The organism is Paracoccus aeridis, from assembly GCF_004923205.2.
Lineage (GTDB): Bacteria > Pseudomonadota > Alphaproteobacteria > Rhodobacterales > Rhodobacteraceae > Paracoccus > Paracoccus aeridis.
Genome location: NZ_SELD02000018.1, coordinates 52,111 through 77,209 on the forward strand (window position 1 = coordinate 52,111; position 25,099 = coordinate 77,209).

20 protein-coding genes are annotated in these 25,099 nt (G+C 69.6%); 10 read left to right on the forward strand and 10 right to left on the reverse strand.

Annotated features, from left to right (window positions below; genetic code table 11):
* Positions 1-199: 199 nt before the first annotated feature.
* A complete protein-coding gene (locus tag ELI80_RS06960; protein ID WP_136650394.1) occupies positions 200-541 on the reverse strand; it encodes a hypothetical protein in 342 nt (113 codons plus the stop codon).
* On the reverse strand, positions 538-3,444 hold the full coding sequence (uvrA, locus tag ELI80_RS06965; protein WP_136650395.1) for an excinuclease ABC subunit UvrA: 2,907 nt from the start codon (positions 3,442-3,444) through the stop codon (positions 538-540). Before uvrA ends, ELI80_RS06960 begins: the two co-directional genes overlap by 4 nt.
* Positions 3,445-3,580: 136 nt before the next feature.
* On the opposite strand from uvrA, the gene ELI80_RS06970 reads away from it, so the two are divergent.
* On the forward strand, positions 3,581-3,931 hold the full coding sequence (locus tag ELI80_RS06970) for a GFA family protein (RefSeq protein WP_136650396.1): 351 nt from the start codon (positions 3,581-3,583) through the stop codon (positions 3,929-3,931).
* A gap of 8 nt (positions 3,932-3,939) precedes the next feature.
* Here ELI80_RS06970 and moaA read toward each other — a convergent pair whose 3' ends face one another.
* Complete coding sequence (gene moaA, locus ELI80_RS06975) at positions 3,940-4,977, reverse strand: GTP 3',8-cyclase MoaA (protein ID WP_136650751.1); 1,038 nt, start codon at positions 4,975-4,977, stop codon at positions 3,940-3,942.
* 165 nt (positions 4,978-5,142) lie between these two features.
* Here moaA and ELI80_RS06980 point away from each other — a divergent pair, with 165 nt between their 5' ends.
* On the forward strand, positions 5,143-5,604 hold the full coding sequence (locus tag ELI80_RS06980; RefSeq protein ID WP_328592240.1) for a hypothetical protein: 462 nt from the start codon (positions 5,143-5,145) through the stop codon (positions 5,602-5,604).
* Positions 5,605-5,673: 69 nt separating this feature from the next.
* Here ELI80_RS06980 and ELI80_RS06985 read toward each other — a convergent pair whose 3' ends face one another.
* From ELI80_RS06985 to glmU, 3 genes are all read right to left on the reverse strand, one after another.
* A complete protein-coding gene (locus tag ELI80_RS06985; protein WP_136650397.1) occupies positions 5,674-6,276 on the reverse strand; it encodes a phosphatase PAP2 family protein in 603 nt (200 codons plus the stop codon).
* 79 nt (positions 6,277-6,355) lie between these two features.
* A complete protein-coding gene (gene glmS, locus ELI80_RS06990) occupies positions 6,356-8,173 on the reverse strand; it encodes a glutamine--fructose-6-phosphate transaminase (isomerizing) (RefSeq protein WP_136650398.1) in 1,818 nt (605 codons plus the stop codon).
* Between the two features lies 1 nt (position 8,174).
* The gene (gene glmU / locus ELI80_RS06995; RefSeq protein ID WP_136650753.1) at positions 8,175-9,626 is read right to left on the reverse strand and encodes a bifunctional UDP-N-acetylglucosamine diphosphorylase/glucosamine-1-phosphate N-acetyltransferase GlmU; all 1,452 of its coding nucleotides are present in this window, start codon (positions 9,624-9,626) and stop codon (positions 8,175-8,177) included.
* Between the two features lie 104 nt (positions 9,627-9,730).
* Between glmU and ELI80_RS07000 the strand changes: the two genes are divergently transcribed.
* The 5 genes from ELI80_RS07000 to ELI80_RS07020 are packed head-to-tail and all read left to right on the forward strand — an operon-like array spanning position 9,731 to position 15,524.
* Positions 9,731-10,447, forward strand: coding sequence for an HAD-IA family hydrolase (locus tag ELI80_RS07000; RefSeq protein ID WP_136650399.1), 717 nt, complete (start codon positions 9,731-9,733; stop codon positions 10,445-10,447).
* Positions 10,448-10,493: 46 nt separating this feature from the next.
* Positions 10,494-11,555, forward strand: coding sequence for a tRNA preQ1(34) S-adenosylmethionine ribosyltransferase-isomerase QueA (gene queA, locus ELI80_RS07005; RefSeq protein ID WP_136650400.1), 1,062 nt, complete (start codon positions 10,494-10,496; stop codon positions 11,553-11,555).
* On the forward strand, positions 11,549-13,378 hold the full coding sequence (locus ELI80_RS07010; protein ID WP_161596434.1) for a DUF924 family protein: 1,830 nt from the start codon (positions 11,549-11,551) through the stop codon (positions 13,376-13,378). The genes queA and ELI80_RS07010 overlap by 7 nt, the downstream gene beginning before the upstream one ends.
* A 42-nt stretch (positions 13,379-13,420) precedes the next feature.
* Entirely contained in the window at positions 13,421-14,812 is a 1,392-nt protein-coding gene (lpdA, locus tag ELI80_RS07015; protein WP_136650401.1) for a dihydrolipoyl dehydrogenase, read from the forward strand.
* A gap of 10 nt (positions 14,813-14,822) precedes the next feature.
* Positions 14,823-15,524 (forward strand): SDR family oxidoreductase, encoded by a 702-nt coding sequence (locus ELI80_RS07020; protein ID WP_136650402.1) that lies wholly within the window; start codon positions 14,823-14,825, stop codon positions 15,522-15,524.
* A 10-nt stretch (positions 15,525-15,534) separates the two neighbouring features.
* Here the strand turns inward: ELI80_RS07020 and ELI80_RS07025 are convergent, their stop codons facing one another.
* The 4 genes from ELI80_RS07025 to ELI80_RS07040 form a co-directional block, all read right to left on the reverse strand.
* Positions 15,535-15,741, reverse strand: a complete 207-nt coding sequence (locus ELI80_RS07025; RefSeq protein WP_136650403.1) for a hypervirulence associated TUDOR domain-containing protein — start codon at positions 15,739-15,741, stop codon at positions 15,535-15,537.
* Positions 15,742-15,811: 70 nt separating this feature from the next.
* Positions 15,812-16,978: a M20 aminoacylase family protein gene (locus ELI80_RS07030; protein WP_136650404.1), complete on the reverse strand. Its 1,167-nt coding sequence runs from the start codon at positions 16,976-16,978 to the stop codon at positions 15,812-15,814.
* A gap of 52 nt (positions 16,979-17,030) precedes the next feature.
* Entirely contained in the window at positions 17,031-18,374 is a 1,344-nt protein-coding gene (locus tag ELI80_RS07035; protein ID WP_136650405.1) for an NAD(P)/FAD-dependent oxidoreductase, read from the reverse strand.
* 28 nt (positions 18,375-18,402) lie between these two features.
* Entirely contained in the window at positions 18,403-20,244 is a 1,842-nt protein-coding gene (locus ELI80_RS07040; protein ID WP_136650406.1) for an ABC transporter ATP-binding protein, read from the reverse strand.
* A gap of 261 nt (positions 20,245-20,505) precedes the next feature.
* On the opposite strand from ELI80_RS07040, the gene ELI80_RS07045 reads away from it, so the two are divergent.
* From ELI80_RS07045 to ELI80_RS07055, 3 genes are all read left to right on the forward strand, one after another.
* Entirely contained in the window at positions 20,506-22,209 is a 1,704-nt protein-coding gene (locus tag ELI80_RS07045; RefSeq protein WP_136650407.1) for a peptide ABC transporter substrate-binding protein, read from the forward strand.
* Positions 22,210-22,293: 84 nt separating this feature from the next.
* Positions 22,294-23,994: a peptide ABC transporter substrate-binding protein gene (locus tag ELI80_RS07050; RefSeq protein ID WP_136650408.1), complete on the forward strand. Its 1,701-nt coding sequence runs from the start codon at positions 22,294-22,296 to the stop codon at positions 23,992-23,994.
* A gap of 91 nt (positions 23,995-24,085) precedes the next feature.
* On the forward strand, positions 24,086-25,093 hold the full coding sequence (locus ELI80_RS07055) for an ABC transporter permease (RefSeq protein WP_136650409.1): 1,008 nt from the start codon (positions 24,086-24,088) through the stop codon (positions 25,091-25,093).
* Positions 25,094-25,099: the final 6 nt, after the last annotated feature.

Sequence of the window (25,099 nt, forward strand, 5' to 3'; positions counted from 1 at the left end):
CGGGGCCCTTCGCTGGCGGCCCGTCGCCGGCGGCTTGATAAATATCAGCGACGAGGGCCGCGATCCCCGCCCTTTGCCTCGCCAGGCGGGATCGCCCCCTGCCCTGCCGGCTCGGAGATGGCGCGGGGTGCGCGGCTTGACATCACGATCGAAGCCCGCGCGTCGTCCGCCCCCGCGACCCGGCCGCGCGGCGTCTCGATCAGCTGTGGCGCAGTCGTCCGGCGCCGGGCAGGCGTTCGTCCAGCATCGCCTCCAGCGCGGCGTCGTCCAGCGCCGCCAGCCTGCGCGCCTCCGCCGGGTCTTCCAGATGCTGCAGCATGACCAGTTCGCCGTCCCGCAGCGCCGCGAGATATTCGCCGTCCTCGCTGCCCGCGCCGCCCAACCGCGCGGTCAGGCCGCGCGCCTCGATGGCGCGGGCCATCCGCTCGGCCTGCGCCTCGTAATCGGGCGAGAAGCGTTCCCAGATCTCGGCGGGCTTTCCGCCGGACGGGCCCCACGCGCGCCCCTTGCGGTCGGGGCTGCGAGGGAACCGCATCGTCACGCGACGGCCTTCCTGCGGCGGGCGCCGGCCTTCGGCAGCGCGACCGGCGCGGGAACCTCGCGGCCGCGCAGCATCGGCGCCAGATACGTCGCGGTGTGGCTTCCGGCCACCTGCGCGACCGCCTCGGGCGTGCCCTCGGCCACGATCCGGCCGCCGCCGTCGCCGCCCTCGGGGCCGATGTCGATGATCCAGTCGGCGGTCTTGATGACGTCTAGGTTGTGCTCGATCACCACCACCGTGTTGCCCTGGTCGACAAGGCTGTGCAGCACCTCCAGCAGCTTGCGCGTGTCGTCGAAGTGCAGCCCCGTCGTCGGCTCGTCGAGGATGTAGAGCGTCTTTCCCGTCGACGCGCGGCTGAGTTCCTTGGCGAGCTTGACCCGCTGAGCCTCGCCCCCCGACAGGGTCGTCGCCTGCTGCCCGACCTTGACGTATCCCAGCCCGACCTGCACCAGCGCGTCCATCTTGGACCGGATCGAAGGCACCGCCCTGAAGAACTCCTGCGCGTCCTCGATGGTCATGTCCAGCACGTCGGCGATGGAGTGGCCCTTGAACTCCACCTCCAGCGTCTCGCGGTTGTAGCGCTTGCCGTGGCAGGTCTCGCAGGTGACGTAGACGTCGGGGAGGAAGTGCATCTCGATCTTGATGACGCCGTCGCCCTGGCACGCCTCGCAGCGGCCGCCCTTGACGTTGAAGCTGAACCGCCCGGGCCCGTAGCCGCGGGCCTTGGATTCGGGCAGCCGCGCGAACCAGTCGCGGATGTGGGTGTAGGCGCCGGTGTAGGTCGCGGGGTTCGACCGGGGCGTGCGGCCGATCGGGCGCTGGTCGATGTCGATGACCTTGTCGAGATGTTCCAGCCCCTTCACCGCGCGCGCGGGTGCCGGCGTCTGGCGCGCGCCGTTCAGCCGCATCGAGGCGGTCTTGAACAGCGTCTCGATGGTCAGGGTGGACTTGCCGCCGCCCGACACGCCGGTGACGCAGACGAACTTGCCCAGCGGATAGTCAACCGTCACGTTCTTGAGGTTGTTGCCCGTCGCCCCCTCGATCGTCACGGCCTTGCCGTTGCCCGCCCGGCGCTCGGCCGGCAGGTCGATCCGCTTCGCGCCCGACAGGTACTGGCCGGTCAGGCTGGCGGGGTTCGCCTCGATCTGCTCGGGCGTTCCTTCGGCCACGACCGTGCCGCCGTGGACGCCCGCCCCCGGCCCCATGTCGAAGACGTAGTCGGCGTGGCGGATCGCATCTTCGTCGTGTTCCACGACCAGCACGCTGTTGCCCGCGTCGCGCAGGCCCTTGAGCGTGTCCAGCAGCCGGTCGTTGTCGCGCTGGTGCAGCCCGATCGACGGCTCGTCCAGCACGTACAGCACGCCCGTCAGCCCCGATCCGATCTGGCTCGCAAGCCTGATCCGCTGGCTTTCCCCGCCCGACAGCGTCCCCGCGGCCCGCGCGAGTGTCAGGTAGTCCAGCCCGACGTTGACGAGAAAGCCCAGCCGCTCGCGGATCTCCTTCAGGATCGGGGTCGCGATCTCCATCTTCTGCCGGGACAGGTGCGCGGGCGCGGCGTTGACCCAAGCCAGCGCCTCGCGGATCGACAGTCCGGTCAGCTGGCCGATGTGGAAGCCGGCGATCCGGACCGCCAGCGCCTCGGGCTTCAGGCGGTAGCCGTTGCAGACATGGCAGGGGCGGTTGTTCTGGTAACGCTCGAACTCCTCGCGGACCCAGTTGCTGTCGGTCTCGCGCATGCGGCGCTCGATGTTGGGGATCACGCCTTCGAAGCTGCGCGTGACCTCGTAGACGCGGCCGGATTCGTCGAAGCGGAAGCGGATCTCCTCGGACCCGGAGCCGCGCAGGAACATCTCGCGCACGTTCTCGGGCAGGTCGCGCCAGGGTGTCCGGCGGTCGAATCCGTAGTGCGTGGCCAGCGCGTTGATCGTCTGGGTAATGTAGGCCGATTTCGACTTGGCCCACGGCGCGAGCGCGCCCTGCGCCAGCGACAGCCCCTCGTCCGGGACCACCAGCCGGTCGTCGATGAACAGCTCGACCCCCAGCCCGTCGCAGGCGGGGCAGGCGCCCATCGGCGCGTTGAAGGAAAACAGACGCGGCTCGATCTCGGGCAGGGTGAAGCCGCTGACCGGGCAGGCGAACTTCTCGCTGAAGGTGATGCGCTCGGGCTCGCCCTCGCCCTCAACCGGGGCGGTCTCGATGATCGCGATGCCGTCGGCGAGGTTCAGGGCGGTGCGGAAGCTGTCCGCAAGCCGCGTTTCCAGCCCTTCGCGGACGACGATGCGGTCCACCACTACGTCGATGTCGTGGCGCAGCTTCTTGTCGAGCGCCGGCGGGGTGTCGAGTTCGTGGAACGCGCCGTCGATCTTGACTCGCTGGAAGCCGCGCTTGCGTAGGTCGAGCAGCTCCTTTTCATAGGCGCCCTTGCGGTCGCGGACGATGGGGGCGAGCAGGTAGGCGCGCGACCCCTCCGCCATCTCCATCACCCGGTCCACCATGTCCTGCACCTGCTGCGCCTCGATCGGCAGGCCGGTCGCGGGCGAGAACGGCGTGCCCGCGCGCGCGAAGAGAAGGCGCAGGTAGTCGTAGATCTCGGTCGCGGTGCCCACCGTCGAGCGCGGGTTCTTCGAGGTCGTCTTCTGCTCGATCGAGATCGCGGGCGACAGGCCGCTGATGTGTTCGACGTCGGGCTTGCCCATCATGTCGAGGAACTGGCGCGCGTAGGCCGACAGGCTTTCGACATAGCGCCGCTGCCCTTCGGCATAGACCGTGTCGAAGGCGAGCGACGACTTCCCCGACCCCGACAGACCCGTGATCACGACCAGCGAATCGCGCGGGATGTCCATGTCGACACCCTTGAGGTTGTGTTCCCGCGCACCGCGGATCTCGATGAACTTCTGTTCCATGGGTCGACCTTCGCTGGACAAGCGCATGAGATAGGCAGCCGCGTCCGAAAGGCAACCTCGAACTGGAACGAACAAGGAACTTCTCAGGCGGGGCGAAACGTGCCACGCTGGCCTTGCCCGACAGGCGGAGGACACCATGACCAAGCGACCCTATACCGGCAGCTGCCAGTGCGGCGCCATCGCCTTCCAGGTCGAGGCGGACCTGGATCAGACCGTGACCTGCAACTGCTCGCGCTGCCGGCGGCTCGGCTCGGTCCTGGCGATGGTGCCGGCGGCCGACTTCATGCTGACGGCGGACGGGCCGACGACGGAATACCGCTTCGCCGGGCACGTCATCTCGCACCGCTTCTGCCCGACCTGCGGGATCCAGCCCTATTCGCTGGGGGAAAAGGACGGCGAGGCGATCGTGGCGATCAACGTCAACTGCCTGGACGGGGTCGATCCCCGCGCGCTTGAGTCATTTCACTACGACGGCGCGGCGGCCTGAACGGCAGGTCAGCCGCCCGTGTGGCTCATGTTCCGCGACACCTTGCCGCCGACGCCGCGCGAATAGTCGAAGTCGTGGCCCTTGGGCTTGCGCGCGATCGCCTCGCGGATTGCGGACTGCAGCAGCGCCTCGTCGTCGCTCGCCCGCAGCGCCGCGCGCAGGTCGGCGCGGTCCTCCTGCCCCAGGCACATGAACAGCTCGCCAGTGCAGGTCACGCGGACCCGGTTGCAGCTTTCGCAGAAATTGTGCGTCAGCGGCGTGATGAAGCCGATCTTCTGCCCCGTCTCCTCGACCCGGACATAGCGGGCGGGGCCGCCGGTCCGCTCGGCCAGCGGGGTCAGGGTCAGGCGTTCGGCCAGCCGCGCGCGCAGGTCGCTCAGCGGCCAGTACTGGTCCAGCCGGTCCTCGCCGCCGATGTCGCCCATCGGCATGACCTCGATGAACGTCAGGTCGTGGCCCTGATCCGCGCACCAGTCGAGCAGCGGGAACAGCTCGTCCTCGTTGAAGCCCTTCAGTGCGACGGTGTTGATCTTGACGCGGATGCCCGCGGCGGCGGCGGCCCGGATCCCGTCCAGCACCTGCGGCAGCCGGCCCCACCGGGTGATCGCCGCGAACCTGTCGGGGTCCAGCGTGTCCAGCGAGACGTTGATCCGCCGCACGCCGATTCCGGCCAGCTCGTCCGCGAAGCGGGCAAGCTGGCTGCCGTTGGTGGTCAGCGTCAGCTCGTCCAGACCGCTTCCCAGCCGTTCCGACATGGCGCGGAAGAACGACATGATGTTGCGCCGGACCAGCGGCTCGCCCCCGGTGATCCGCAGCTTCCTGACGCCGAGGTCGATGAAGCTGTGGCTCAGCCGCTCCAGCTCCTCTAGCGTCAGCAGGTCGGCCTTGGGCAGGAACTGCATGTGCTCGGCCATGCAGTAGGTGCAGCGAAAGTCGCAGCGGTCGGTGACGGACACGCGCAGGTAGGTGATGGCCCGCGCGAACGGGTCGATCAGCGGCGCGGCGCCGGACGGCGCGAAAGACGGCGGGTGCGACGGCGCGTTCATGCCGGTCAAGATAGGACCGTGGCCCGCACGGCACAAGCGGCGGGCCGCGTGAAGGTCGCGGATGGACGGAACGGTCCCCGCGTGTCACGCAAGGGGAACAGGGCCTTGAAGCGCCTCGCGTCAAAGCGCCCCGCCTTGAATGTCATCGCCAAGAAGGATCCCGCCATGAAGATGTCCCGCCTGAGCCTCGTCCTGCCCGTCCTCGCCGTCGCGGCCTGCGACATGCCGCCGATGAAGTCGGCCGAGCCGGTCGTCACCTCGGCCACCACCCCGGGCGGCACGACCGTGACCGCCGCCCCCACCGCCGACGGCGCGGCCGTCGTGATCGCGACCCCGCCCGGAACCGGCGCAGGGGCCAAGGCCGCGCCCGCGGCCGCCGGCCGCATCGGCACCACGGTCGCGTCGCTGGGCGACGCATCGCAGGCGGGGCTGTGGATCAAGACGCCGCTCGTGACCGCGCCCGGCAAGGGGCGGATCGTGAACCCGGCCACGGGCAAGTCGACGAATGTCGACCTGATCCCGCTGGGCGGGCCCGCCTCGGGCGGCAGCCAGGTCTCGCTGCCCGCGTTGCAGGCCCTGGGCGCCAGCCTGACGGACCTGCCGACGATCGAGGTGTGGCGGACCTGACGCGCGCCGCGGCATGAAAAGGGGCGCCGCCGCGCCCCTTTTCCCCTAGCTACGCGCCTGCGGCCGCGTTCAGTCGTCATCGTCGTCGTCGTCGGGCACGAACGCCTTGAAGGCCGCATCGACCAGCGCCTCGGACACCAGCCCCACCACGGCGCCCGCGACCACGTCGGCGGCGAAGTGGCTGCCACGGGGCACCTGCACCGCCCCCAGCGCCGCCGCGCCCAGGTAAAGCGGCGCCCGCGCATCCGGCGCCGTGCGCGCGATCGCCCGCGCCGCCGCCACGGCGTTCGCCGTGTGGCCGGACGGGAAGGAGTTGTAGGGCCCCTCGTCGGGGCCATCCAGCCCGGTCTCGTAGTGACCCTCGTCCAGAAGCTTGTGGGGGCGGGTCCGCACGACCTTCGACTTGATCGTGGCCTTGATCCACGTCGCGACCGCCAGGGACGCGAGCACGCGCGCCGCCGTCCGGGCCAGACGCGGCCGCCCCGTCACGAGCCCGCCGATCATGGCGGCGGTCGCCAGCGTGAAGGCGGGCGGCTGGTCCGCGATCTCGCTTACCGTTCCGGCGACCGACATGAAGGTGGTGTGGCGCAGCTGGCCCGCGTTCAGGGCCAGATCCACGTCCGCGTCGTGCAGGTCGTCGATGATGCTGTTGTCGTTCTTGCTGTCGTCCATGCCGCATCAACCACGCAGCCGCAGGAAAGTTGCCTGACACGTGTGTGCAGATGCAGGTTTCAGGCGACCGCCAGGAACGCTACTCGACCGTGACCGACTTCGCGAGGTTGCGGGGCTGGTCCACGTCGGTGCCCTTGGCGACCGCCGTGTAGTAGGCGAGGTACTGCATCGGCACGGCATAGACGATGGGCGCGAACACCCCGCCCCCGGCCGGCATGGTCAGCGTGGCGTGGACGCCCTCGCCCGCCGCCTCGATCCCGGCCGCGTCGGATACAAGAAGCACCTGCCCGTGGCGGGCCATCACCTCCTGCATGTTCGACACGGTCTTTTCGAACAGCGGGTCGGTCGGGGCCAGCACGATCACGGGGACGTTGCGGTCGATCAGCGCGATCGGCCCGTGCTTCAGCTCGCCCGACGCATAGCCTTCGGCGTGGATGTAGCTGATTTCCTTCAGCTTCAGCGCGCCCTCGAGCGCGATGGGGTACATCGCGCCCCGGCCCAGGAACAGCACGTCCTGCGCCTCGGCCAGCCACGAGGCGATCCGGCGGCAGTCGTCCCCGGACGCGACCGCCTGGCTGACGAGGCCGGGCACCGCAAGGAGGTCCGCGACCTGCGCCGCAAGGCCAGCGTCGTCCAGCCGGCCGCGATCATGCGCCGCCTTCAGCGCCAGCACCGCCAGCACGGCAAGCTGGCAGGTGAAGGCCTTGGTCGACGCGACCCCGACCTCGATCCCCGCGAGGATCGGCAGCGCGATGTCGGATTCCCGCGCGATGGCCGAGGTGCCGACGTTCACGACGCCCACGGTTCTGGCCACCTTGTCGCGGCAATAGTGCAGCGCGGCCAGCGTGTCCGCCGTCTCGCCCGACTGGCTGACGAACATGGCCCAGCTCCGGGGCGAAAGCGGCGGCTCGCGATAGCGGAACTCGGACGCGATATCGACCTCGCACGGCAGGCCGGCCAGCCGCTCGAACCAGTATTTCGCGACGCTGGCGGCGAGATGGGCGGTGCCGCACCCGACCAGCGTCAGCCGGTCCACCTGCGAGAAATCGAGCGATTCCGGCAGGACGATGCGGCCGTCCTTGATATAGTGGCCCAACGCGTCGCCCAGGACGACCGGCTGCTGCGCGATCTCCTTGGCCATGAAGTGGCGGTGCCCGGCCTTGTCGATCGCGGTCGAGCCCACGTCGATGCGCGCGACGGCGCGGTTGGCGGGCCGCCCCTCGGCATCGAAGATCTCCGCCCCGGCGCGGGTCAGGACGACGTGGTCGCCGTCCTCGAGATAGGTCACGCGGTCGGTGAAGGGCGCAAGGGCGATGGCGTCGGACCCAAGGAACATCTCGCCCGAGCCGTGCCCCACCGCCAGGGGCGAGCCCTTGCGCGCGCCGATCATCAGATCGCCCTGCCCCTCGAACAGGAAGGCGAGCGCGAAGGCGCCGTGCAGGCGCTCCAGCGTGGCCCGCACCGCCTCGACCGGCGACATGCCCTGGCCCATCAGGTGACCCGTCAGCTGCGCGACCGTTTCGGTGTCGGTCTGGGTTTCGGGCACGATGCCGTCGCGGGCGAGTTCGGCGCGAAGCTCGCGGAAGTTCTCGATGATGCCGTTGTGGACGACGGCGACGGGGCCGTAGCGATGCGGGTGGGCGTTGGTCTGCGTCGCCGCGCCGTGGGTCGCCCAGCGGGTGTGGCCGATCCCGCTGCGTCCCTCGAGCGGGTCCAGCACCAGCGCGTCGGACAGGTTCACGAGCTTGCCGACCTCGCGCCGGCGGTCCAGCGCGCCGTCGTCGTCGATGGTGGCGATGCCTGCGCTGTCATAGCCGCGATATTCAAGCCGCCGCAGCGCCTCGACCAGTTGCGGGCCGGCCTGATGGCTGCCCAGGATCCCAACGATGCCGCACATCTCAGCCGTCCTTTCCGACCGACGCCGCGGCCCTGTCCGCTTCGCGGATTCCGTCCCTGCCCGCTTCGCGGGTCCCGTCCCCATCCGCTACGCGGGTCCCGTTCCCATCCGCCCCGCGCGCCCTGGCCGCGCGCAGCGCCTGCATCATCCGCACAGCCAGCCCCGGCTTCACCACCTGCCGCGCGCGGCCGATCGCCAGCGCGTCGTCCGGCACGTCCTCGGTGATGACCGACCCCGAACCGGTCAGCGCCCTTGCCCCCACCCGAACCGGCGCGACCAGCATCGTGTCGGACCCGATGAAGGCGTCCGCGCCGATCTCGGTCCGGTGCTTGCCGACGCCGTCGTAGTTGCAGGTCACGGTGCCCGCGCCGATGTTCGTGCGCTCGCCCACATGCGCGTCGCCCAGATAGGTCAGGTGCCCGACCTTCACCCCCTCGTCGAGGACGGTGTTCTTGATTTCCACGAAGTTCCCCACGTGCACGTCGCCGCCAAGCTCCGCCCCCGGCCGCAGCCGCGCGAACGGCCCGACCGTCGCGCCCGAGGAGACGTGACAGCCCTCGAGATGGCAGAAGGGCAGGATCTCGGCCCCGCTCTCGATCGTGACGCCGGGGCCGAAGACGACGTTCTGGCCGATGATCGCGTCGCGGCCGATCACGGTGTCCAGCGCGAACCAGACCGTGGCCGGGTCGGACATGGTGACGCCGCTGTCCAGCGCAGCCGCGCGGGCGCGGGCCTGGAACTGCGCCTCGGCGGAGGCAAGCTCGGCTCGGGTGTTGATGCCGAGCGTCTCGGCCTCGTCGCAGGTGACGACGGCGGCGCTGCGGCCGTCGGCGCGGGCAAGGCCCACCACGTCCGTCAGGTAATACTCGCCGGCCGCGTTGTCGTTGCCCAGCCGGCCCACGAGGTCGCGCAGCAGCCCCGCGTCGGCGGCCATCACGCCCGAGTTGCAGAGCGCGATCCGCCGCGTGGCCTCGTCGGCGTCCTTGAACTCGACGATCCGGTCCAGCGCGCCGTTCCGCACGACAAGGCGCCCGTAGCGGCCCGGGTCGGCCGCCTCGAACCCCAGAACGACCACGTCGGCGCTGTGGGACGCCAGCGCCGCCAGCGTATCCGCGCCGATGAAGGGCGTGTCGCCGTAAAGCACGACCACCTTGCCGTCGAACCCGTCCAGCAGCGGCAGCGCCTGCGCGACCGCGTGGCCGGTGCCGAGCTGCTGTTCCTGCAATGCCACCTGCGCGTCGGGGTCGAGCTTGCCGACCGCCTTCGTCACCGCGTCCGCGCCGTGGCCCGCCACGACGATCACCCGCTCGGGGTCCAGCGTCCGGCCCGCGGCAAGCGCGTGCCCGACCAGCGGCACGCCGCCCAGCCGGTGCAGGACCTTCGGCAGGTCCGAAAGCATTCTGCTGCCCTGCCCCGCGGCAAGCACCACCAAGGCCGTCGCCTGTTCCGTCATGCCGCCATTTCCCGGTTCCGGTTTCACTGCGGGCGTTCTAACTAGCCACCGGCCACGGCGGCAAGGGCCGGTCATTCACAAGCTTTGACGGAAGGTTACGGACGATGACGGGAACGGTGGTCTTCGACCTGGACGGGACGCTGGCGGACACGGCCGCCGACCTCGTGGCGGCGGCGAACGGCTGCTTTTCCTCGCGGGGCCTTGGCGCGCTGCTGGACCCGGTCGCGGATGCGGGGATCGCGTTCCACGGCGGGCGGGCGATGCTGCGGGCGGGCTATGCGCGGATGCCCGGCGACGTGATCCTGCCGCACGACGCCGAGGACGTGGACTTCCTGCGCCTGCTCGACTTCTACGAGGCCGACATCGCCCGGCACACCCGGCTTTACGACGGCGTGGACGACGCGCTGGCGCGGTTGCAGGACATGGGGCTGATCCTGTCGATCTGCACCAACAAGCCGGGCGCGCTGGCGGAAAAGCTGCTGTCGGTGCTGGGGATCCGCGACCGCTTCGCGGCGCTGGTGGGGGCCGACACGCTGCCGGTGAGGAAGCCCGATCCGGTCGCCTACCGCGAGGCGGTGCTGCGCGCGGGCGGCACGGTGGCGCGGTCGTTCCTGGTGGGCGACACGGAAACGGACGTGAAGACCGCCCGTGCCGCCGGGGTCAGGGTGGCGCTGGTGGGCTTTGGCCCCGAAGGGCCGGGGATCGAGCGGCTGGGGCCGGACTACCTGCTGCCCGACTTCGCGGGGCTGCCGGAACTGGCGCAACGCTGGCTCGCGGCGGACGCGGCGCAGGGCTGTTCCCGCGCCGCAAACCAGGCTTGACCGCGCAAGGGTTGACCTTGCCGGTGCCCGCGCCGACAACCCCGACATGCGCCTGTCCGATTTCGACTTCGACCTGCCCGAGGGGCTGATCGCCACCCGCCCGGCGCGGCCGCGGACGGCGGCCCGGCTGCTGGTGGCGCAGGGCGACGCGGTCGAGGACGCGACGGTCGCCGACCTGCCGCGCTTCCTGCGGCCCGGCGACCTGCTGGTCCTGAACGACACCCGCGTGATCCCGGCGCGTCTCAGCGGCACCCGCACCCGCGCGACCCCGCAGGGCGACGCCACCGCGAAGGTCGAGATCACGCTGCTGGAGCCGACGGCCGACGGCGCCTGGCGCGCGCTCGCCAAGCCGCTCCGCAAGCTCCGGACGGGCGAGACGGTGCGCTTCGGCGACACGCTGTCGGCCGTCGTGGACGGCATGGCCGAGACCGACCTGACGCTGCGCTTCGACGCGGAAGGCGCGGCGCTGGACGAGGCGCTGGCCCGCGTCGGCGCGATGCCGCTGCCGCCCTACATCGCCGCGCTGCGCGCGCCCGACGACCAGGACCGGACCGACTACCAGAGCGTCTGGGCGCGCCGATCGGGCGCCGTCGCGGCCCCGACCGCCAGCCTTCATTTCGACCAGCCGCTGCTGGACCGGCTGGGCGGCATGGGCGTGAACTTCGCGACCGTCACGCTGCACGTCGGCGCGGGCACCTTCCTGCCGGTCAAGGTCGAGGACGTGACCACCCACCGCATGCACGGCGAGCGCGGGATCGTGGACGAGGCCGCCGCCCGCGCGATCAACGCCGCCCGGGCCGAGGGGCGCCGCGTCATCGCCGTGGGCACCACCGCGCTGCGGCTGATCGAAAGCGCGGCTGCCGGGGACGGGACCGTCCGCCCCTATGACGGTGTCACGGAAATCTTCATCTATCCGGGCTATGACTTCCGCGTGACCGACGCGCTGATGACCAACTTCCACCTGCCCCGCTCGACCCTGCTGATGCTGGTGTCGGCGCTGATGGGCAAGGACCGCATCGACCGCCTCTATGCCCACGCGGTGCGGGGCGGCTACCGCTTCTTCAGCTACGGCGACGCCTCGCTGCTGATCCCGGACCGGGCATGCTGACCGTCTTCCGATCCAGCTGGCCGCTGCTGCTGGGCGTCCTGCTGCTGATGGTCGGGAACGGCATGCAGGGGACGCTCCTGGGCGTGCGCGGCGGGATCGAGGGGATCCCGACCAGCCTCATGGCGCTGGTGATGGCGGGATATTTCGGCGGCTTCGTGGTCGGCAGCCGGACCGTGCCGGGGCTGATCCAGCGCGTGGGCCACGTCCGCGTCTTCGCGGCGCTCGCGTCGATGATCTCGGCCGTCCTGGTCATGTACGCGGCGGCACCCCACTGGCTTGCCTGGGCGCTGCTGCGCTTCCTGATCGGGTTCTGCTTCTGCGGCGTCTACATCGTCGCGGAAAGCTGGCTCAACGCCGGCGCCACGAACGAGAACCGCGGCCTGACCATGTCCACCTACATGATCGTCCAGATGTCGGGGCTGGTGACCGCGCAGTTCCTGATGAACTTCGGCGACCCCGGCGGCTGGATGCTGTTCGTGGTGCCGTCGGTGCTCGTGTCCCTGGCCTTCACGCCGATCCTGCTGGCGACCACCCCCGCGCCGCGGTTCGAGACGATCGCGCCGATGAGCATGAGGAAGCTGTTCCGCGCCTCTCCGCTGGGATGCGTCGGCATCTTCCTGATGGGGGGCGTCTTCGCGGCGCTGCAGGGGATGTCGCCGGTCTGGGGCTCGGTCATCGGGATGAACGTGCGCGACGTGTCGGCCTTCGTCGCGGCGATCTGGCTGGGCGGGCTGGCCTGCCAGTACCCGATCGGCTGGCTGTCTGACCGGACCGACCGCCGCGTCCTGATCATGACGCTGGCGATGTTCGGCGCAGCCATCACGATCGTCGTCTTCGCGTTCGATGTCGGGATCTGGGGCTACCTGCTGGCCGCGGCCCTGCTGGGCGGGGTCGCGAACCCGACCTATTCGCTGCTGATCGCCTATACCAACGACTTCCTCGACGCGTCCGACATGGCGGCCGGCTCGGCGGGCCTGCTGCTCATCAACGGGGCCGGGTCGTTCTTCGGCCCGATCGTCACCGCCTGGCTCATGGCGGCGATGGGCCCGGACGGGTTCTGGGCCTACATGGGCGTGCTGCTGCTGGCGCTGTCGGGCTATGCCGCGTGGCGCATGACGCGCCGCGCGTCGCCCGCCGTCGCCGACACCGGCGCCTTCGCGATGCTGTCGCCGACCGCGACGACGCTCGCCGTCGAGACCGCGCTGGCGCAGGCCGGCGACCCCGCCACCCACCCGGAGGAGGAGTTCCGCATGACGCCGCAAGAGATCAACCGCTTCTGGCTGGACGAGGTCGGCCCGAAGGGCTGGTACGAGCAGTCCGACGAGCTGGACCAGCAGGTCCGCGCGCGCTTCATGTCCGCGTGGCAGGACGCGCGGCAACTGACCCGCGCGTGGGCCGACACGCCCGAAGGGACGCTCGCGTCGCTGATCCTGACCGACCAGTTCCCGCGCAACATGTTCCGCGGCGACAGCCGGTCCTTCGCGACCGATCCGCTCGCCATCTCGATCGCCGAGAGCGCGATCGCCGCGGGCCACGACCTCGCCACGCCCGAACCTGCCCGGCAGTTCTTCTACATGCCGTTCGAGCATGCCGAGGACCTGGCCCTGCAGGACCGCGCGGTCGCGCTGTTCGCCGAACGGATGCCGGGCGAGAACCTGATCCACGCGCAGCTGCACCGCGACACCATCGCCACCTTCGGCCGCTTCCCGTGGCGCAACGCGGCGCTCGGCCGCGAAACGACGCCCGCAGAGCAGGCGCTGCTGGACGCCGGCGGCTATGGCGCGCTGGTTTCCGGCAAGGTCAAGCTTGCCGATCCCGGGTGACGCTGCGAAACTTCGCACGACACAGAGGGAAGGACGACAGCGATGCCCAAGGACTTCGACATGGTGGTGATCGGCTCGGGGCCCGGCGGCTATGTCTGCGCGATCCGCGGCGCGCAGCTGGGGCTGAACGTCGCCGTGATCGAACGGGCCGAGCTGGGCGGCATCTGCCTGAACTGGGGCTGCATCCCGACCAAGGCGATGCTGCGGTCGTCCGAGATCTTCCACCTGATGGAACGGGCGAAGGATTTCGGCCTGAAGGCGGACGGGATCGGCTTCGACCTCGACGCGATCGTGAAACGCTCGCGCGGGGTCGCCAAGCAGCTGTCGGGCGGCGTCTCGCACCTTCTCAGGAAGAACAAGGTCACGGTCATCCAGGGCGCCGCGAAGCTGGCGGGCGCGGGCAGGATCTCGGTCGCGACCGACAAGGGCACCGAGGAGGTCGCGGCCAGGGCGATCGTCGTCGCCACCGGCGCCCGGGCCCGCAACCTGCCGGGGCTGGAAGCGGACGGCGACCGCGTCTGGTCCTACCGCGAGGCGCTGGTCCCCAAGCACATGCCGAAGAAGCTGCTCGTCATCGGCTCGGGCGCGATCGGGATCGAGTTCGCGAGCTTCTACAACACGCTCGGCGCGGAAACGACCGTGGTCGAGGTGATGGACCGCGTGCTGCCGGTCGAGGACGAGGAGATCTCGGCCTTCGCGAAGAAGCAGTTCGTCAAGCAGGGGATGACGATCCTTGAAGGCGCGACGGTGAAGAAGCTCGACCGCGCCAAGGACAAGGTCACCGCCCATGTCGAGGTCGGCGGCAAGGTCCAGACGCAGGAGTTCGACACCGTCATCTCGGCCGTGGGCATCGTCGGCAACGTCGAGGATTGCGGGTTCGAGGAGGCGGGGCTGAAGATCGACCGCACCCATATCGTCGTCGACGAGCTCTGCCGCACGGGCGTCGACGGCGTATATGCCATCGGCGACGTCGCGGGCGCGCCCTGGCTTGCTCACAAGGCCAGCCACGAAGGCGTCATGGTGGCCGAGCTGGTCGCGGGCGGCGAGCCGCACCCGATCCGCCCGAACTCGATCCCCGGCTGCACCTACTGCCAGCCGCAGGTCGCCTCGGTCGGGTTGACCGAGGCGCGCGCGAAGGAAGCCGGGCACGAGGTCCGCGTCGGCCGCTTCCCCTTCATCGGCAACGGCAAGGCGATCGCGCTCGGCGAGCCGGAGGGGCTGGTCAAGACGGTGTTCGACGCGAAAACCGGCGAACTGCTGGGCGCGCACATGGTCGGCGCCGAGGTGACCGAGCTGATCCAGGGTTACGTCATCGGCCGCACGCTGGAGACAACCGAGGCCGAGCTGATGGAAACGGTCTTCGCCCACCCGACCCTGTCCGAAGCGATGCACGAGGCGGTGCTGGACGCCTACAAGCGGGCGATCCATTTCTGAGGAGGAAGCCATGTCCGACAAGGTTGCGATCATCACCGCCGGCGGGTCGGGCATGGGCGCGGCGGCGGCCCGCAGGCTTTCCGACGACGGCTACAGGGTCGCGATCCTGTCGTCCTCGGGCAAGGGCGAGGCGCTCGCGGCCGAGCTTGGCGGCCTTGGCGTCACCGGGTCGAACCAGTCGCCGGATGACCTTGCGCGGCTGGTCGACGCGGCGATGGACCGCTGGGGCCGGATCGACGCGCTGGTGAACTCTGCCGGGCACGGGCCACGCGCGGCGATCCTCGACATCAGCGACGACGACTGGCACCGCGGGATGGAGGTCTACCTTCTGAACGTGATCCGCCCGGTCCGTCTGGTCGCGCCGATCATGGCCGACGCGGGCGGCGGCGCGATCGTCAACATCTCCACCGCCTGGGCGTTCGAGCCCTCGGCGATGTTTCCGACCTCGGCGGTGTTCCGGGCGGGGCTCGCGAGCTTCACGAAGATCTTCTGCGACACTTACGCGGGCCAGAACGTGCGGATGAACAACGTCCTGCCGGGCTGGATCGACAGCCTGCCCGCCACCGACGAGCGGCGCGATACGGTGCCCATGAGGCGCTACGGTCGCGCCGACGAGATCGCGGCGACGGTCGCGTTCCTTGTTTCGGACGGCGCCGGCTACATCACCGGGCAGAACCTGCGGGTGGATGGCGGACTGACGCGGTCGGTCTGACCGGCCTCCATCACTCCGCCTTCAGCGCGCCCGGCTTGTGCGCGGCCTGTGCGCCCTCGTCCGTCTCGACCAGCCATTGCGGATCGTCCTCGGACGCGGCGACCTCGTGGTCCTTGATCTTCATGCGCGAGGTGATCTTGCGCACGATCTTGCCGTGCGCCGTTCCGCCCGAGCTGTTCCAGCTGACCCGCTGTCCCTTGTGGAAATCCGCGGCCATCGCGCGCTCCTTCTGATCCGACGAAGAACCCCGGCGCAAAGGCCGGGGTTCCCTTGGGCAAGGGGGCGGATCAGGCGGCGGGCATCCGCGCCTCGACCATGCCGGCGTACCAGCTCGACCCTGCGGGGATCGCGTCGTCGTCGAAGTTGTAGGCCGGGTGGTGCACCATGGCGCTGTCGCCGTTGCCCACGAAGATATAGGCGCCGGGGCGCTGTTCCAGCATGTAGCTGAAGTCCTCGCCGCCCATCATCGGCTCGACGGTCATGTCGATGTCGCCCGCGACCTCGCGCGCGACGGCCGCCGCGTGTTCCGTCGCGTCCGCGTGGTTCACCGTGACCGGGTAGCCGCGGCGGAAGTCCACGTCGGCGGTCGCGCCGAAGGCGGCGGCGATGTTTTCGGACACGCGCCTGATCCCGGCTTCCAGCTGGTCGCGCACGCCTGCGTCAAGGCTGCGGGCGGTGCCCTTCAGCCTCACCGTCTGCGGGATGACGTTGTGGGCGGTGGAATCCGTCTGCACCACGCAGACCGACACGACCGCGTTCTTCAGCGGATCCACGTTGCGCGACACGATCGACTGCAGCGCGACGATGATCTGCGCCGACACCAGCGTGGTGTCGATGCAATCGTGGGGCTTTGCCGCGTGCCCGCCCTTGCCAGTGACGACGATGTCGAACTGGTCGGCAGCCGCCATCATCGCGCCCTCGCGGATCGCGAAGCTGCCGGTGGGGATGCCCGGCATGTTGTGCATCCCGTAGAATTCCTGGATGCCCCAGCGGTCCACCAGCCCGTCCTCGACCATGGCGAGCCCGCCGGCGCCGCCTTCTTCGGCGGGCTGGAAGATCACGACCGCGGTGCCGTCGAAATTGCGCGTCTCGGCGAGATAGCGGGCCGCGCCCAGCAGCATCGCGGTGTGGCCGTCATGGCCGCAGGCGTGCATGACGCCGGGGGTTTTGGACGCGTAGTCGACGCCCGTGATCTCGTTGATGGGCAGCGCGTCCATGTCGGCGCGCAGGCCGATCACCCGGCCGCTGCTGTCGCTGCGGCCCTTGATGACGCCCACCACGCCGGTGCGGCCGACGCCCTCGACCACCTCGTCCACGCCGAAGCTCCGCAGCAGCTCGGCGACCTTGCCGGCAGTACGGTGGACTTCGTAGAGCAGTTCCGGGTTCTCGTGGAAGTCGCGGCGCCAGGCTGTGATCTCGGGCAGCAACTCGGCCATGCGGTTCTTGACGGGCATGATTGTCTCCTGTTCTGGCGGCAGGTTCGCGCGGCCGTCGCCGCGCCGCAAGTCATAAGGTGGGGCCGAGCGTCACCGGCGAGCCGTCCGAGAAGCGGCCGAAGCGGAAGCGGGTCAGGTCGTGCCCGGGGTCCCGGCCGCGGATCAGGTCGGCCATGACGCGGCCGATGCCGGGGCCGATGCCGAAGCCGTGGCCCGACAGTCCGGTGGCGACGAAGAACCCGGGGATCGGCGTCTCGTCGAGGATGGGGACGATATCGGGGGTGGCGTCGATCATGCCAGCCCAGGCGCGTTTGATGCGCGGCCGGCCGTGGTTCGGGAAGGTCGCGGCGAAGTCGCGCTGCAGCTTTTCGACCAGCCGTAGGTTCGGGGCCGGGTCGAGCACGCGCATCCGTTCGAACGGGGATTCCTCGTCGGCGCGCCAGCGCCGCGGGGTGCGCCAGGCGTCGGGAAACCCTGCGGGCGCGAACGGGTGCAGGCGGGTGTTGGTCACGTCGCGCAGGAACTGGCGGCCGAAGCTGCGGACGTGGCGGAAGGCACCGGGTCCGATCCAGAAGTCGCTGACGGTGCCGGGGGCGAGGGTGTAGCCGCCATCCGCGCGCCTGCGGAAGGCGAAGCGGTCGTCGGCGGCGTTGCTGGGCCAGAAGTCGGGCATGGCCTCGGTCGCGGCCACCGTCGCGCGCGAGGACAGCTGCGGGATCGACAGCCCGGCGTTCCCTGCGAAAAGCGACGACCACGCCCCGCCCGCCAGCAGCACGAGCGGGGCGCGGATCGTCCCCTTCTCGGTCACGACGCCGCTGACGCGGCCGGCGGCCGTCTCGATCGTGCGGACCGCGCAGTCCTCGACGATCACCGCGCCGGCGTCGGCGGCGAGGCGGGCCATCGCGGGCACCGCCGTCCACGGCTCGGCCCGCGCATCCGACGGCGTGGTGAGCGCGCCGAGCCACCCGGCGGCGTTCGGCAGCACGCGGTCCAGTTCCGCCCGCGAAAGCAGGCGCGTGTCGAGCCCGTGCGCCTTCGCGTGGACCAGCCAGCCCTCGTAGGCGGCCAACTGGGCCTCGGTCCGGGCAAGGTAGGTGACGCCGGTGCGGCGCAGCCCCGCGGCCTCGCCCAGTTCCTGCTGCAGCCCTTCCCAGAGCCGCAGCGCCTCGATCATGATCGGCAGTTCGTCCAGGTCGCGGCCCTGCTGGCGCACCCAGCCCCAGTTGCGCGACGACTGTTCGGCGGCGACGCGGCCCTTTTCGCAGACCGTGACCGCGACGCCCGCGCGGGCGAGATACAGCGCCGTCGCGATCCCGGCGATGCCGCCGCCGATGACGGCGACGTCGGTGGCGTCGGGGATGGGTCCGGGAAAGCGGACCGCCTCGGTCGCGGCGATGGGACCACCCGTCAGCATCGATCCCCTCCCCCTTCCCTGCCGCGCCTCAGGTTCCGTGCGTGACCGGATCGACGAGCACGCGGTGGCCGGGCGCGACCTCGCGGTAGGTCGAGCGCGGCGCGTCGTGCCCGACCGGGAAGATCGGCGACGGGATCGGCTTGAACTTCAGGTCCTCGCTGATCTTCTTCCTGCGCGGATCCGCCACCGGCACGGCGGCCATCAGCTGCCGGGTATAGCTGTGCTGCGGGTTCTCGAACACCTGGCTGCGGGTCCCGATCTCCACGATCCGGCCCAGATACATGACCGCGACATGGTGGCTGACACGTTCCACCACCGCCATGTCGTGGCTGATGAACAGCATCGAGATGCCGAGATCCTGCTGCAGCTCCATCAGCAGGTTCAGCACCTGCGCCTGCACCGACACGTCCAGCGCCGACACCGCCTCGTCCGCGATGATGAGCTTGGGGTTCAGCGCGAGCGCGCGGGCGATGGCGATGCGCTGGCGCTGGCCGCCAGACATCTCGTGCGGGTAGCGGCGCATGAAGCTGCGGGGAAGTTCGACCCGGTCGAACAGCCCGGCGATGCGGTCGTGGCGTTCCGAGCGGTTGCCGATGCCGAAGTTCAGCATCGGCTCCTCGACCTGGTCGAACAGGCGCATCTGCGGGTCGAGCGACGCGAACGGGTCCTGGAAAATCATCTGCATGTCGGCCCGCGCACGGCGCAGCGCGGACTGGGACAGGCCGATGACGTCGGTGCCGCCCAGCCGGACCTCGCCCGAGGTCGGCTCGACCAGCCGCAGGATCGAACGGCCGGTGGTGGACTTGCCGCAGCCCGATTCGCCCACCAGCGACAGCGTCTCGCCGCCCATGACGGTGAAGCTCACGTCCTCGACCGCGTGAACCTGCGCCACGGTGCGGCGCAGGAGCCCGCCCTTGACGGCGAAGCGGGTGGACAGGTTGCGCACCTCGAGCAGCGGCCTGGGATCGGCCACGACGATCGGGCGCGGCGCGGTGCTGCCGTCGGCGTTGCGCATCAGGCGCATCGGCTCGGGCGCGGGCTTGCCCGCCATCTCGCCCAGCCGCGGCACGGCGGCGAGCAGCGCCTTGGTGTAGTCCTCGCGCGGGTTCTCGAAGATCTCGGTGACGGTGCCTTCCTCGACCTTGTTGCCGCGGTACATGACAACGACGCGGTCGGCCATCTGCGCGACCACGGCCATGTCGTGGGTGATGAACATCACCGCCATGCCGTTTTCACGCTTGAGCCGGTCGATCAGGGCCAGGATTTCCGCCTGGATCGTCACGTCGAGCGCGGTCGTCGGCTCGTCGCAGATCAGCAGCCGCGGCCGGCACGCCATCGCGATCGCGATCACGACCCGCTGGCGCATGCCGCCCGAAAGCTCGTGCGGATACTGGTCCAGCCGGCGCTCCGGTTCGGGGATCCGCACCTCGCGCAGCAGTTCCAGCGACCGGGCGCGGGCCTGGGCGCGGTTCATGTCCCGGTGGACCATCAGCCCCTCGGCCAGCTGCTCGCCCACCGTGAAGACCGGGTTGAGCGAGGTCATCGGCTCCTGGAAGATCATCCCGATCTCGTTGCCGCGCACGTCGCGCATCACGTCGGCGGGCTGCCTGGCAAGGTCGATCATGCGGCCCTTGCCCGCATCGAACATCAGCCGCCCCTGCGCGATCTCGCCCCCGCCGAACTCGACCAGCCGCATCAGCGACAGCGAGCTGACCGACTTGCCCGACCCGGATTCGCCCACGACGCAGACGCACTCGCCGGGACGGATGTCGAAGCTGATGTCGTGGACGCCCGTGACGGGGCCGTCCTGGGTCTGGAAATCGACCCTGAGGCCCTCGATCGAAACCAGCGGCGCGGCGTCATCCAGCATAAGGGGGCACCTTCTTTCCTGCGGCGTGCCGGGGATGTGTCGGCAGCACGTCGGCGCAGGCTAAGCGAGCGGGCCGTGTTTGCAACAACAAAACCGGCTTGCGTTTTCGTGACGGGTTCTAACAATTCGGACATTCCGCAAGGGCAACCTGCCAGCAGAACGGATTGGGGACCATCGACAGATGCCGACAAGAACGCCTTCAAGGCGTCACGGCCAGCCGATCCGAAACCCCTCGCGGGGAACACCAACAAGGAGCGTTTCATGAAGATCAGAACCCTGCTGCTGGGCGCCGCCGCCACGGTGGCGATGACCCCCGCCGCCTTCGCCGAGCGCGGCAGCGACGGGCAGGTCAACATCCTGTACTACCAGGCCATTTCCACGATGAACCCGTACCTGTCGTCGGGCACCAAGGACATCGAGGCCGGATCGCTCGTCCTCGAGCCGCTGGCGGGCTACGACGAGACGGGCAAGATGTTCCCGCGCCTCGTGACCGAGCTGCCGACGCTCGAGAACGGCGGCATCGCCGAGGACTTCAAGTCGGTCACATGGAAGCTGATCCCGGGCTTGAAATGGTCCGACGGCACCCCCTTCACGTCCGAGGACGTGAAGTTCACGGCCGAGTACTGCATGAACCCCGAAGGGGGCTGCGCGCAGCTGGCGAAATACGACGGCATCGAGAAGGTCGAGGCGGTCGATCCGACCACGGTCAAGGTCACGTTCAGGGATCCCAAGCCCTTCCCGTTCACGGCCTTCGTGGGCTCTGAATCCCCGATCGTCCAGAAGGCGCAGTTCACGCCCTGCATGGGCGCCGCGGCAGCCTCCTGCACGGACGCGAACTTCAGGCCGATCGGCACCGGCCCGTTCCGCGTGACCGAGTTCCGCACCAACGACGTCGTGCAGCTTGAAGCCAACCCGGAATACCGCGACCCGGCCAAGCCCGCCTTCGCGACGGTGACGCTGAAGGGCGGCGGCGACGCGGCCGCGGCCGCCCGCGCCGTGCTGGAAACGGGCGAGTTCGACTATGCCTGGAACACCCAGATCTCGCCCGAGGTCCAGGCCCAGATGGAAAGCGGCGGCACCGGCAAGTTCATCACCGCCTTCGGCACCCTGGTCGAGCGGCTGGAGATGAACTGGACCGACGCCTCGCCCAACCTGCCGGAAGGCGAGCGGTCCACCAAGGCCCATCCGAACCCCTTCCTGTCGGACGTGAACGTGCGCCGCGCGCTCAGCATGGCGATCGACCGCAACCTGCTGGTCGAGATCGGCTACGGGCAGGCCGGTCGCCCGACCTGCAACCTGGTGCCCGCGCCCGACCCCTATGCCTCGACCGACAACACCGGCTGCCTGACGCAGGACATCGAGGGCGCCAAGAAGCTGCTGGACGAGGCCGGCTGGGTTCCCGGCGCGGACGGCGTGCGTGAAAAGGACGGCCGGCGACTGAGCCTGGTCTACCAGACCTCGGTCAACCCGATCCGGCAGGACTTCCAGTCGCTGATCAAGCAGTGGTGGTCGGAAATCGGCGTCGAGGCCGAGCTGAAGACGATCGACGCCTCGGTCTTCTTCGGCGGCGACGCGGGCTCGCCCGACACGCTGGAAAAGTTCTATGCCGACGTGCAGATGTACGCCAACAACTTCCCGGGCACCGACCCGGAAGCCTACCTGTCCATGTACACCTGCGACAAGGCGCCGAGCCCGGAGAACCAGTGGCAGGGCGAGAACAACAACCGCTACTGCGACCCCGAGTACGACAGGATGGTGGCCGAACTGTCGCGCACGGCGGGCATCGAGGAACGCGGCGCCCTCGCCCGCAAGCTCAATGACATGCTGACGAAGGACAGCATGACCGTCGTTCCGCTGGTCGATCGCGGCCGCCTGTCGGCGCAGTCGAACACGCTGGGCGGCGTGGTCCTGAACACCTGGGACAGCGAGCTGTGGAACGCGAGCGACTGGTACCGCATGAAATGATCGCGGCCTGACCGCGATGATCCGGCCGCGCGCGTCCCGTGCGGCCGGGCAGTCCTCAACCCATCAAGCCGCAAAGGGCCCACCATGAACACCAGAGCACTCCTTCTTGCCGGCGCCGCCGTGACCGCCTTCTCCTCTGCCGCCCATGCCGAGCGCGGCGCGCAGGGGCAACTGAACATGATCTTCTGGCAGGCCCCGAGCACGCTGAACCTGTACCTGTCCACGGGCACCAAGGACATCACCGCCGCGTCGCTGGTGCTGGAGCCGCTCGCCAACTTCGACGCCAAGGGCGACCTGGTGGCGAAGCTCGCGGCCGAGATCCCGACGCTGGAAAACGGGGGCGTGGCGCAGGACGGAAAGTCGATCACCTGGAAGCTGAAGGACGGCGTGAAGTGGTCGGACGGCACGCCCCTGACCGCCGAGGACGTCAAGTTCACCGCCGAATACTGCATGGACGAAAGCGGCGGCTGTGCCCAGGCCGCGAAGTTCACCGGCATCTCGTCGGTCGAGGTCGTGGACCCGCTGACCGTGAAGATCAACTTTACCGAGGCCCGGCCCTACCCCTATTCCGCCTTCGTGGGCGGGCAGGCGCCGATCATCCAGAAGGCGCAGTTCCAGGACTGCACCGGCGAGCGCGCCCCGACCTGCACCCAGCAGAACTTCGGCCCGATCGGCACCGGCCCGTTCCGCGTGACCGCGTTCCGCACCAACGACGTGGCCACGTTCGAGGCGAACCCCGAATACCGCGAGGCCGACAAGCCCGCCTTCGCGACCGTCAACCTGAAGGGCGGCGGCGATTCCGCCGGCGCGGCGCGCGCGGTGCTTGAGACCGGCGAATACGACTATGCCTGGAACATGCAGCTCGCGCCCGAGACGATGGGCCAGATGGTTGCGGCAGGGCGGGGCGACTTCCCGACCGCGTTCGGCGCACAGGTCGAGCACATCTTCCTGAACCTGACCGACCCCTCGCCGCAGCTGCCCGAGGGCGAGCGGTCCACGGTGGCCCACCCGCACCCGATCCTCAGCGACATCAAGGTGCGGCAGGCGCTGTCCAAGGCGATCGACCGGCAGCTCCTGACGGAAATCGGCTACGGCGAGACCGGCCGCGCGACCTGCGACGTAATCAACGCGCCCGAGGCCTTCGCGTCGAACACGCAGGACTGCATGGCGCAGGACATCGAGGGCGCTAAGGCGCTTCTGGACGAGGCCGGCTGGACCGTCGGCGGCGACGGCATCCGCGAGAAGGACGGGCGCAAGCTGCAGCTGCTGTTCCAGACCTCGGTCAACCCGGTCCGGCAGGACTACCAGGCGCTCATCAAGCAGTGGTGGGCCGAGATCGGCGTGGGGACCGAGCTGAAGACCGTGGACGCGGCGGTCTATTTCGGGACCGACCCGGGCTCGCCCGACACGATCAACAAGTTCTATGCCGACGTCGAGATGTTCACCGACGTCTACGAGGGCACCGATCCGGGCACCTTCCTGGCCGAGCGCGCCTGCTCCAAGATCCCGGCGCCCTCGAACCAGTGGCAGGGCGAGAACACCGGCCGCTACTGCGATCCGGCCTACGACGCGCTGATCGACGAGATGGGCGAGACGTCGGACCCCGCCCGCCGAGCCGAGCTTGCCAAGCAGATGAACGCGATGCTCACGACGCAGTCCATGGCGATGCTGCCGCTGACGTGGCGCGGCCGCGTGTCGGCCGTGTCGAACTCGCTCGCCGGTTTCGAGATGAACCCGTGGGACACCGAACTGTGGAACGTGGCCGACTGGACCCGCGCGCAGTGACACCCCGTCGGACCCGGGCCCCCCGGCCCGGGTCCGCCATCCCGGCCCGCGACCAAGCGTCCGCGACGCCCGACCGGAGACCAAGGACCCGATGCTGACTTACGCTGTGCGGCGGATCATGCTGGCGATACCGACGCTGCTTTTCATCTCGCTGGTGATCTTCCTGCTGCTGGAACTGTCCCCGGGCGACCCCCTGGGGGACGTGCCCCTGACGGTGCCCCCCGAGGTCAAGGAGAAGATGCGCGAGGCGCTTGGCCTGGGCCAGGCCTGGTACATCCGCTATGTCCTGTGGCTGAAGCAGTTCTTCTGGGTCGAGCCGCTGCACTGGTTCGACCAGGTGTTCGGCACCGACTTCAGCCGGGGCGCGCAGCGGATCATCAGCTTCCAGTCGCGCAGCCCCGTGTTCGACGTGATCGCCGAGCGGATCCCGCAGACGCTCAAGGTCGTGGGCTTCAGCTATCTCGTCGGCGTGCTGATCGCGATCCCGATCGGGATCATCTCGGCTTACCGGCAGTATTCGTGGTTCGACCAGCTCGGCACCTTCGTGTCGATGGTCGGCTTCTCGATGCCCACCTTCTTCACGGGCGTCGTGTTCATCATCGTCTTCGCCGTGAACCTGCAGTGGTTCCCGTCGATCTACGACACCACGCTGAAGGTCACCGACTGGAACAGCTTCCTGCAGCAGGTGCGGCAGATGGCGATGCCGGTGACGGTGCTCGCGCTCTACAACGCGGCGCAGATCAGCCGCTTCATGCGCGCCTCGATGCTGGACAACCTCGGGCAGGACTACGTCCGCACGGCCCGCGCCAAGGGCCTGTCGGAACGAACGGTCGTGCTGAAGCACGTGCTGCGGAACAGCCTGATCCCGGTCGTGACCGTGATCGCGCTGGGGCTGCCCGCGGTCTTCGGCGGCGCGATCATCACCGAGCAGGTGTTCAAGGTGAACGGCCTGGGCCAGCTTCTGATCTCGGCCATCCATTCGAACGACATCCCGATGGTGCTGACGCTGACCTTCATCTTCGCCATCCTGATCGTCGTCTTCACCCTGATCGCCGACATCCTGTACGGCATCCTCGACCCCCGGATCCGCTATGATTGACAAGGC

What these genes read in the sequence shown, in the direction of transcription:
- uvrA (WP_136650395.1), bottom strand. Translation starts at nt 3,444, where the DNA reads ATGGAACAGAAGTTCATCGAGATCCGCGGTGCGCGGGAACACAACCTC.
- glmS (WP_136650398.1), bottom strand. Translation starts at nt 8,173, where the DNA reads ATGTGCGGCATCGTTGGGATCCTGGGCAGCCATCAGGCCGGCCCGCAA.
- ELI80_RS07000 (WP_136650399.1), top strand. Translation starts at nt 9,731, where the DNA reads ATGACGGGAACGGTGGTCTTCGACCTGGACGGGACGCTGGCGGACACG.
- moaA (WP_136650751.1), bottom strand. Translation starts at nt 4,977, where the DNA reads ATGAACGCGCCGTCGCACCCGCCGTCTTTCGCGCCGTCCGGCGCCGCG.
- ELI80_RS07050 (WP_136650408.1), top strand. Translation starts at nt 22,294, where the DNA reads ATGAACACCAGAGCACTCCTTCTTGCCGGCGCCGCCGTGACCGCCTTC.
- glmU (WP_136650753.1), bottom strand. Translation starts at nt 9,626, where the DNA reads ATGACGGAACAGGCGACGGCCTTGGTGGTGCTTGCCGCGGGGCAGGGC.
- ELI80_RS07055 (WP_136650409.1), top strand. Translation starts at nt 24,086, where the DNA reads ATGCTGACTTACGCTGTGCGGCGGATCATGCTGGCGATACCGACGCTG.
- ELI80_RS07020 (WP_136650402.1), top strand. Translation starts at nt 14,823, where the DNA reads ATGTCCGACAAGGTTGCGATCATCACCGCCGGCGGGTCGGGCATGGGC.
- ELI80_RS07045 (WP_136650407.1), top strand. Translation starts at nt 20,506, where the DNA reads ATGAAGATCAGAACCCTGCTGCTGGGCGCCGCCGCCACGGTGGCGATG.
- queA (WP_136650400.1), top strand. Translation starts at nt 10,494, where the DNA reads ATGCGCCTGTCCGATTTCGACTTCGACCTGCCCGAGGGGCTGATCGCC.
- ELI80_RS07035 (WP_136650405.1), bottom strand. Translation starts at nt 18,374, where the DNA reads ATGCTGACGGGTGGTCCCATCGCCGCGACCGAGGCGGTCCGCTTTCCC.
- ELI80_RS07030 (WP_136650404.1), bottom strand. Translation starts at nt 16,978, where the DNA reads ATGCCCGTCAAGAACCGCATGGCCGAGTTGCTGCCCGAGATCACAGCC.
- lpdA (WP_136650401.1), top strand. Translation starts at nt 13,421, where the DNA reads ATGCCCAAGGACTTCGACATGGTGGTGATCGGCTCGGGGCCCGGCGGC.
- ELI80_RS06970 (WP_136650396.1), top strand. Translation starts at nt 3,581, where the DNA reads ATGACCAAGCGACCCTATACCGGCAGCTGCCAGTGCGGCGCCATCGCC.
- ELI80_RS07040 (WP_136650406.1), bottom strand. Translation starts at nt 20,244, where the DNA reads ATGCTGGATGACGCCGCGCCGCTGGTTTCGATCGAGGGCCTCAGGGTC.
- ELI80_RS06980 (WP_328592240.1), top strand. Translation starts at nt 5,143, where the DNA reads ATGAAGATGTCCCGCCTGAGCCTCGTCCTGCCCGTCCTCGCCGTCGCG.
- ELI80_RS06985 (WP_136650397.1), bottom strand. Translation starts at nt 6,276, where the DNA reads ATGGACGACAGCAAGAACGACAACAGCATCATCGACGACCTGCACGAC.
- ELI80_RS07010 (WP_161596434.1), top strand. Translation starts at nt 11,549, where the DNA reads ATGCTGACCGTCTTCCGATCCAGCTGGCCGCTGCTGCTGGGCGTCCTG.
- ELI80_RS07025 (WP_136650403.1), bottom strand. Translation starts at nt 15,741, where the DNA reads ATGGCCGCGGATTTCCACAAGGGACAGCGGGTCAGCTGGAACAGCTCG.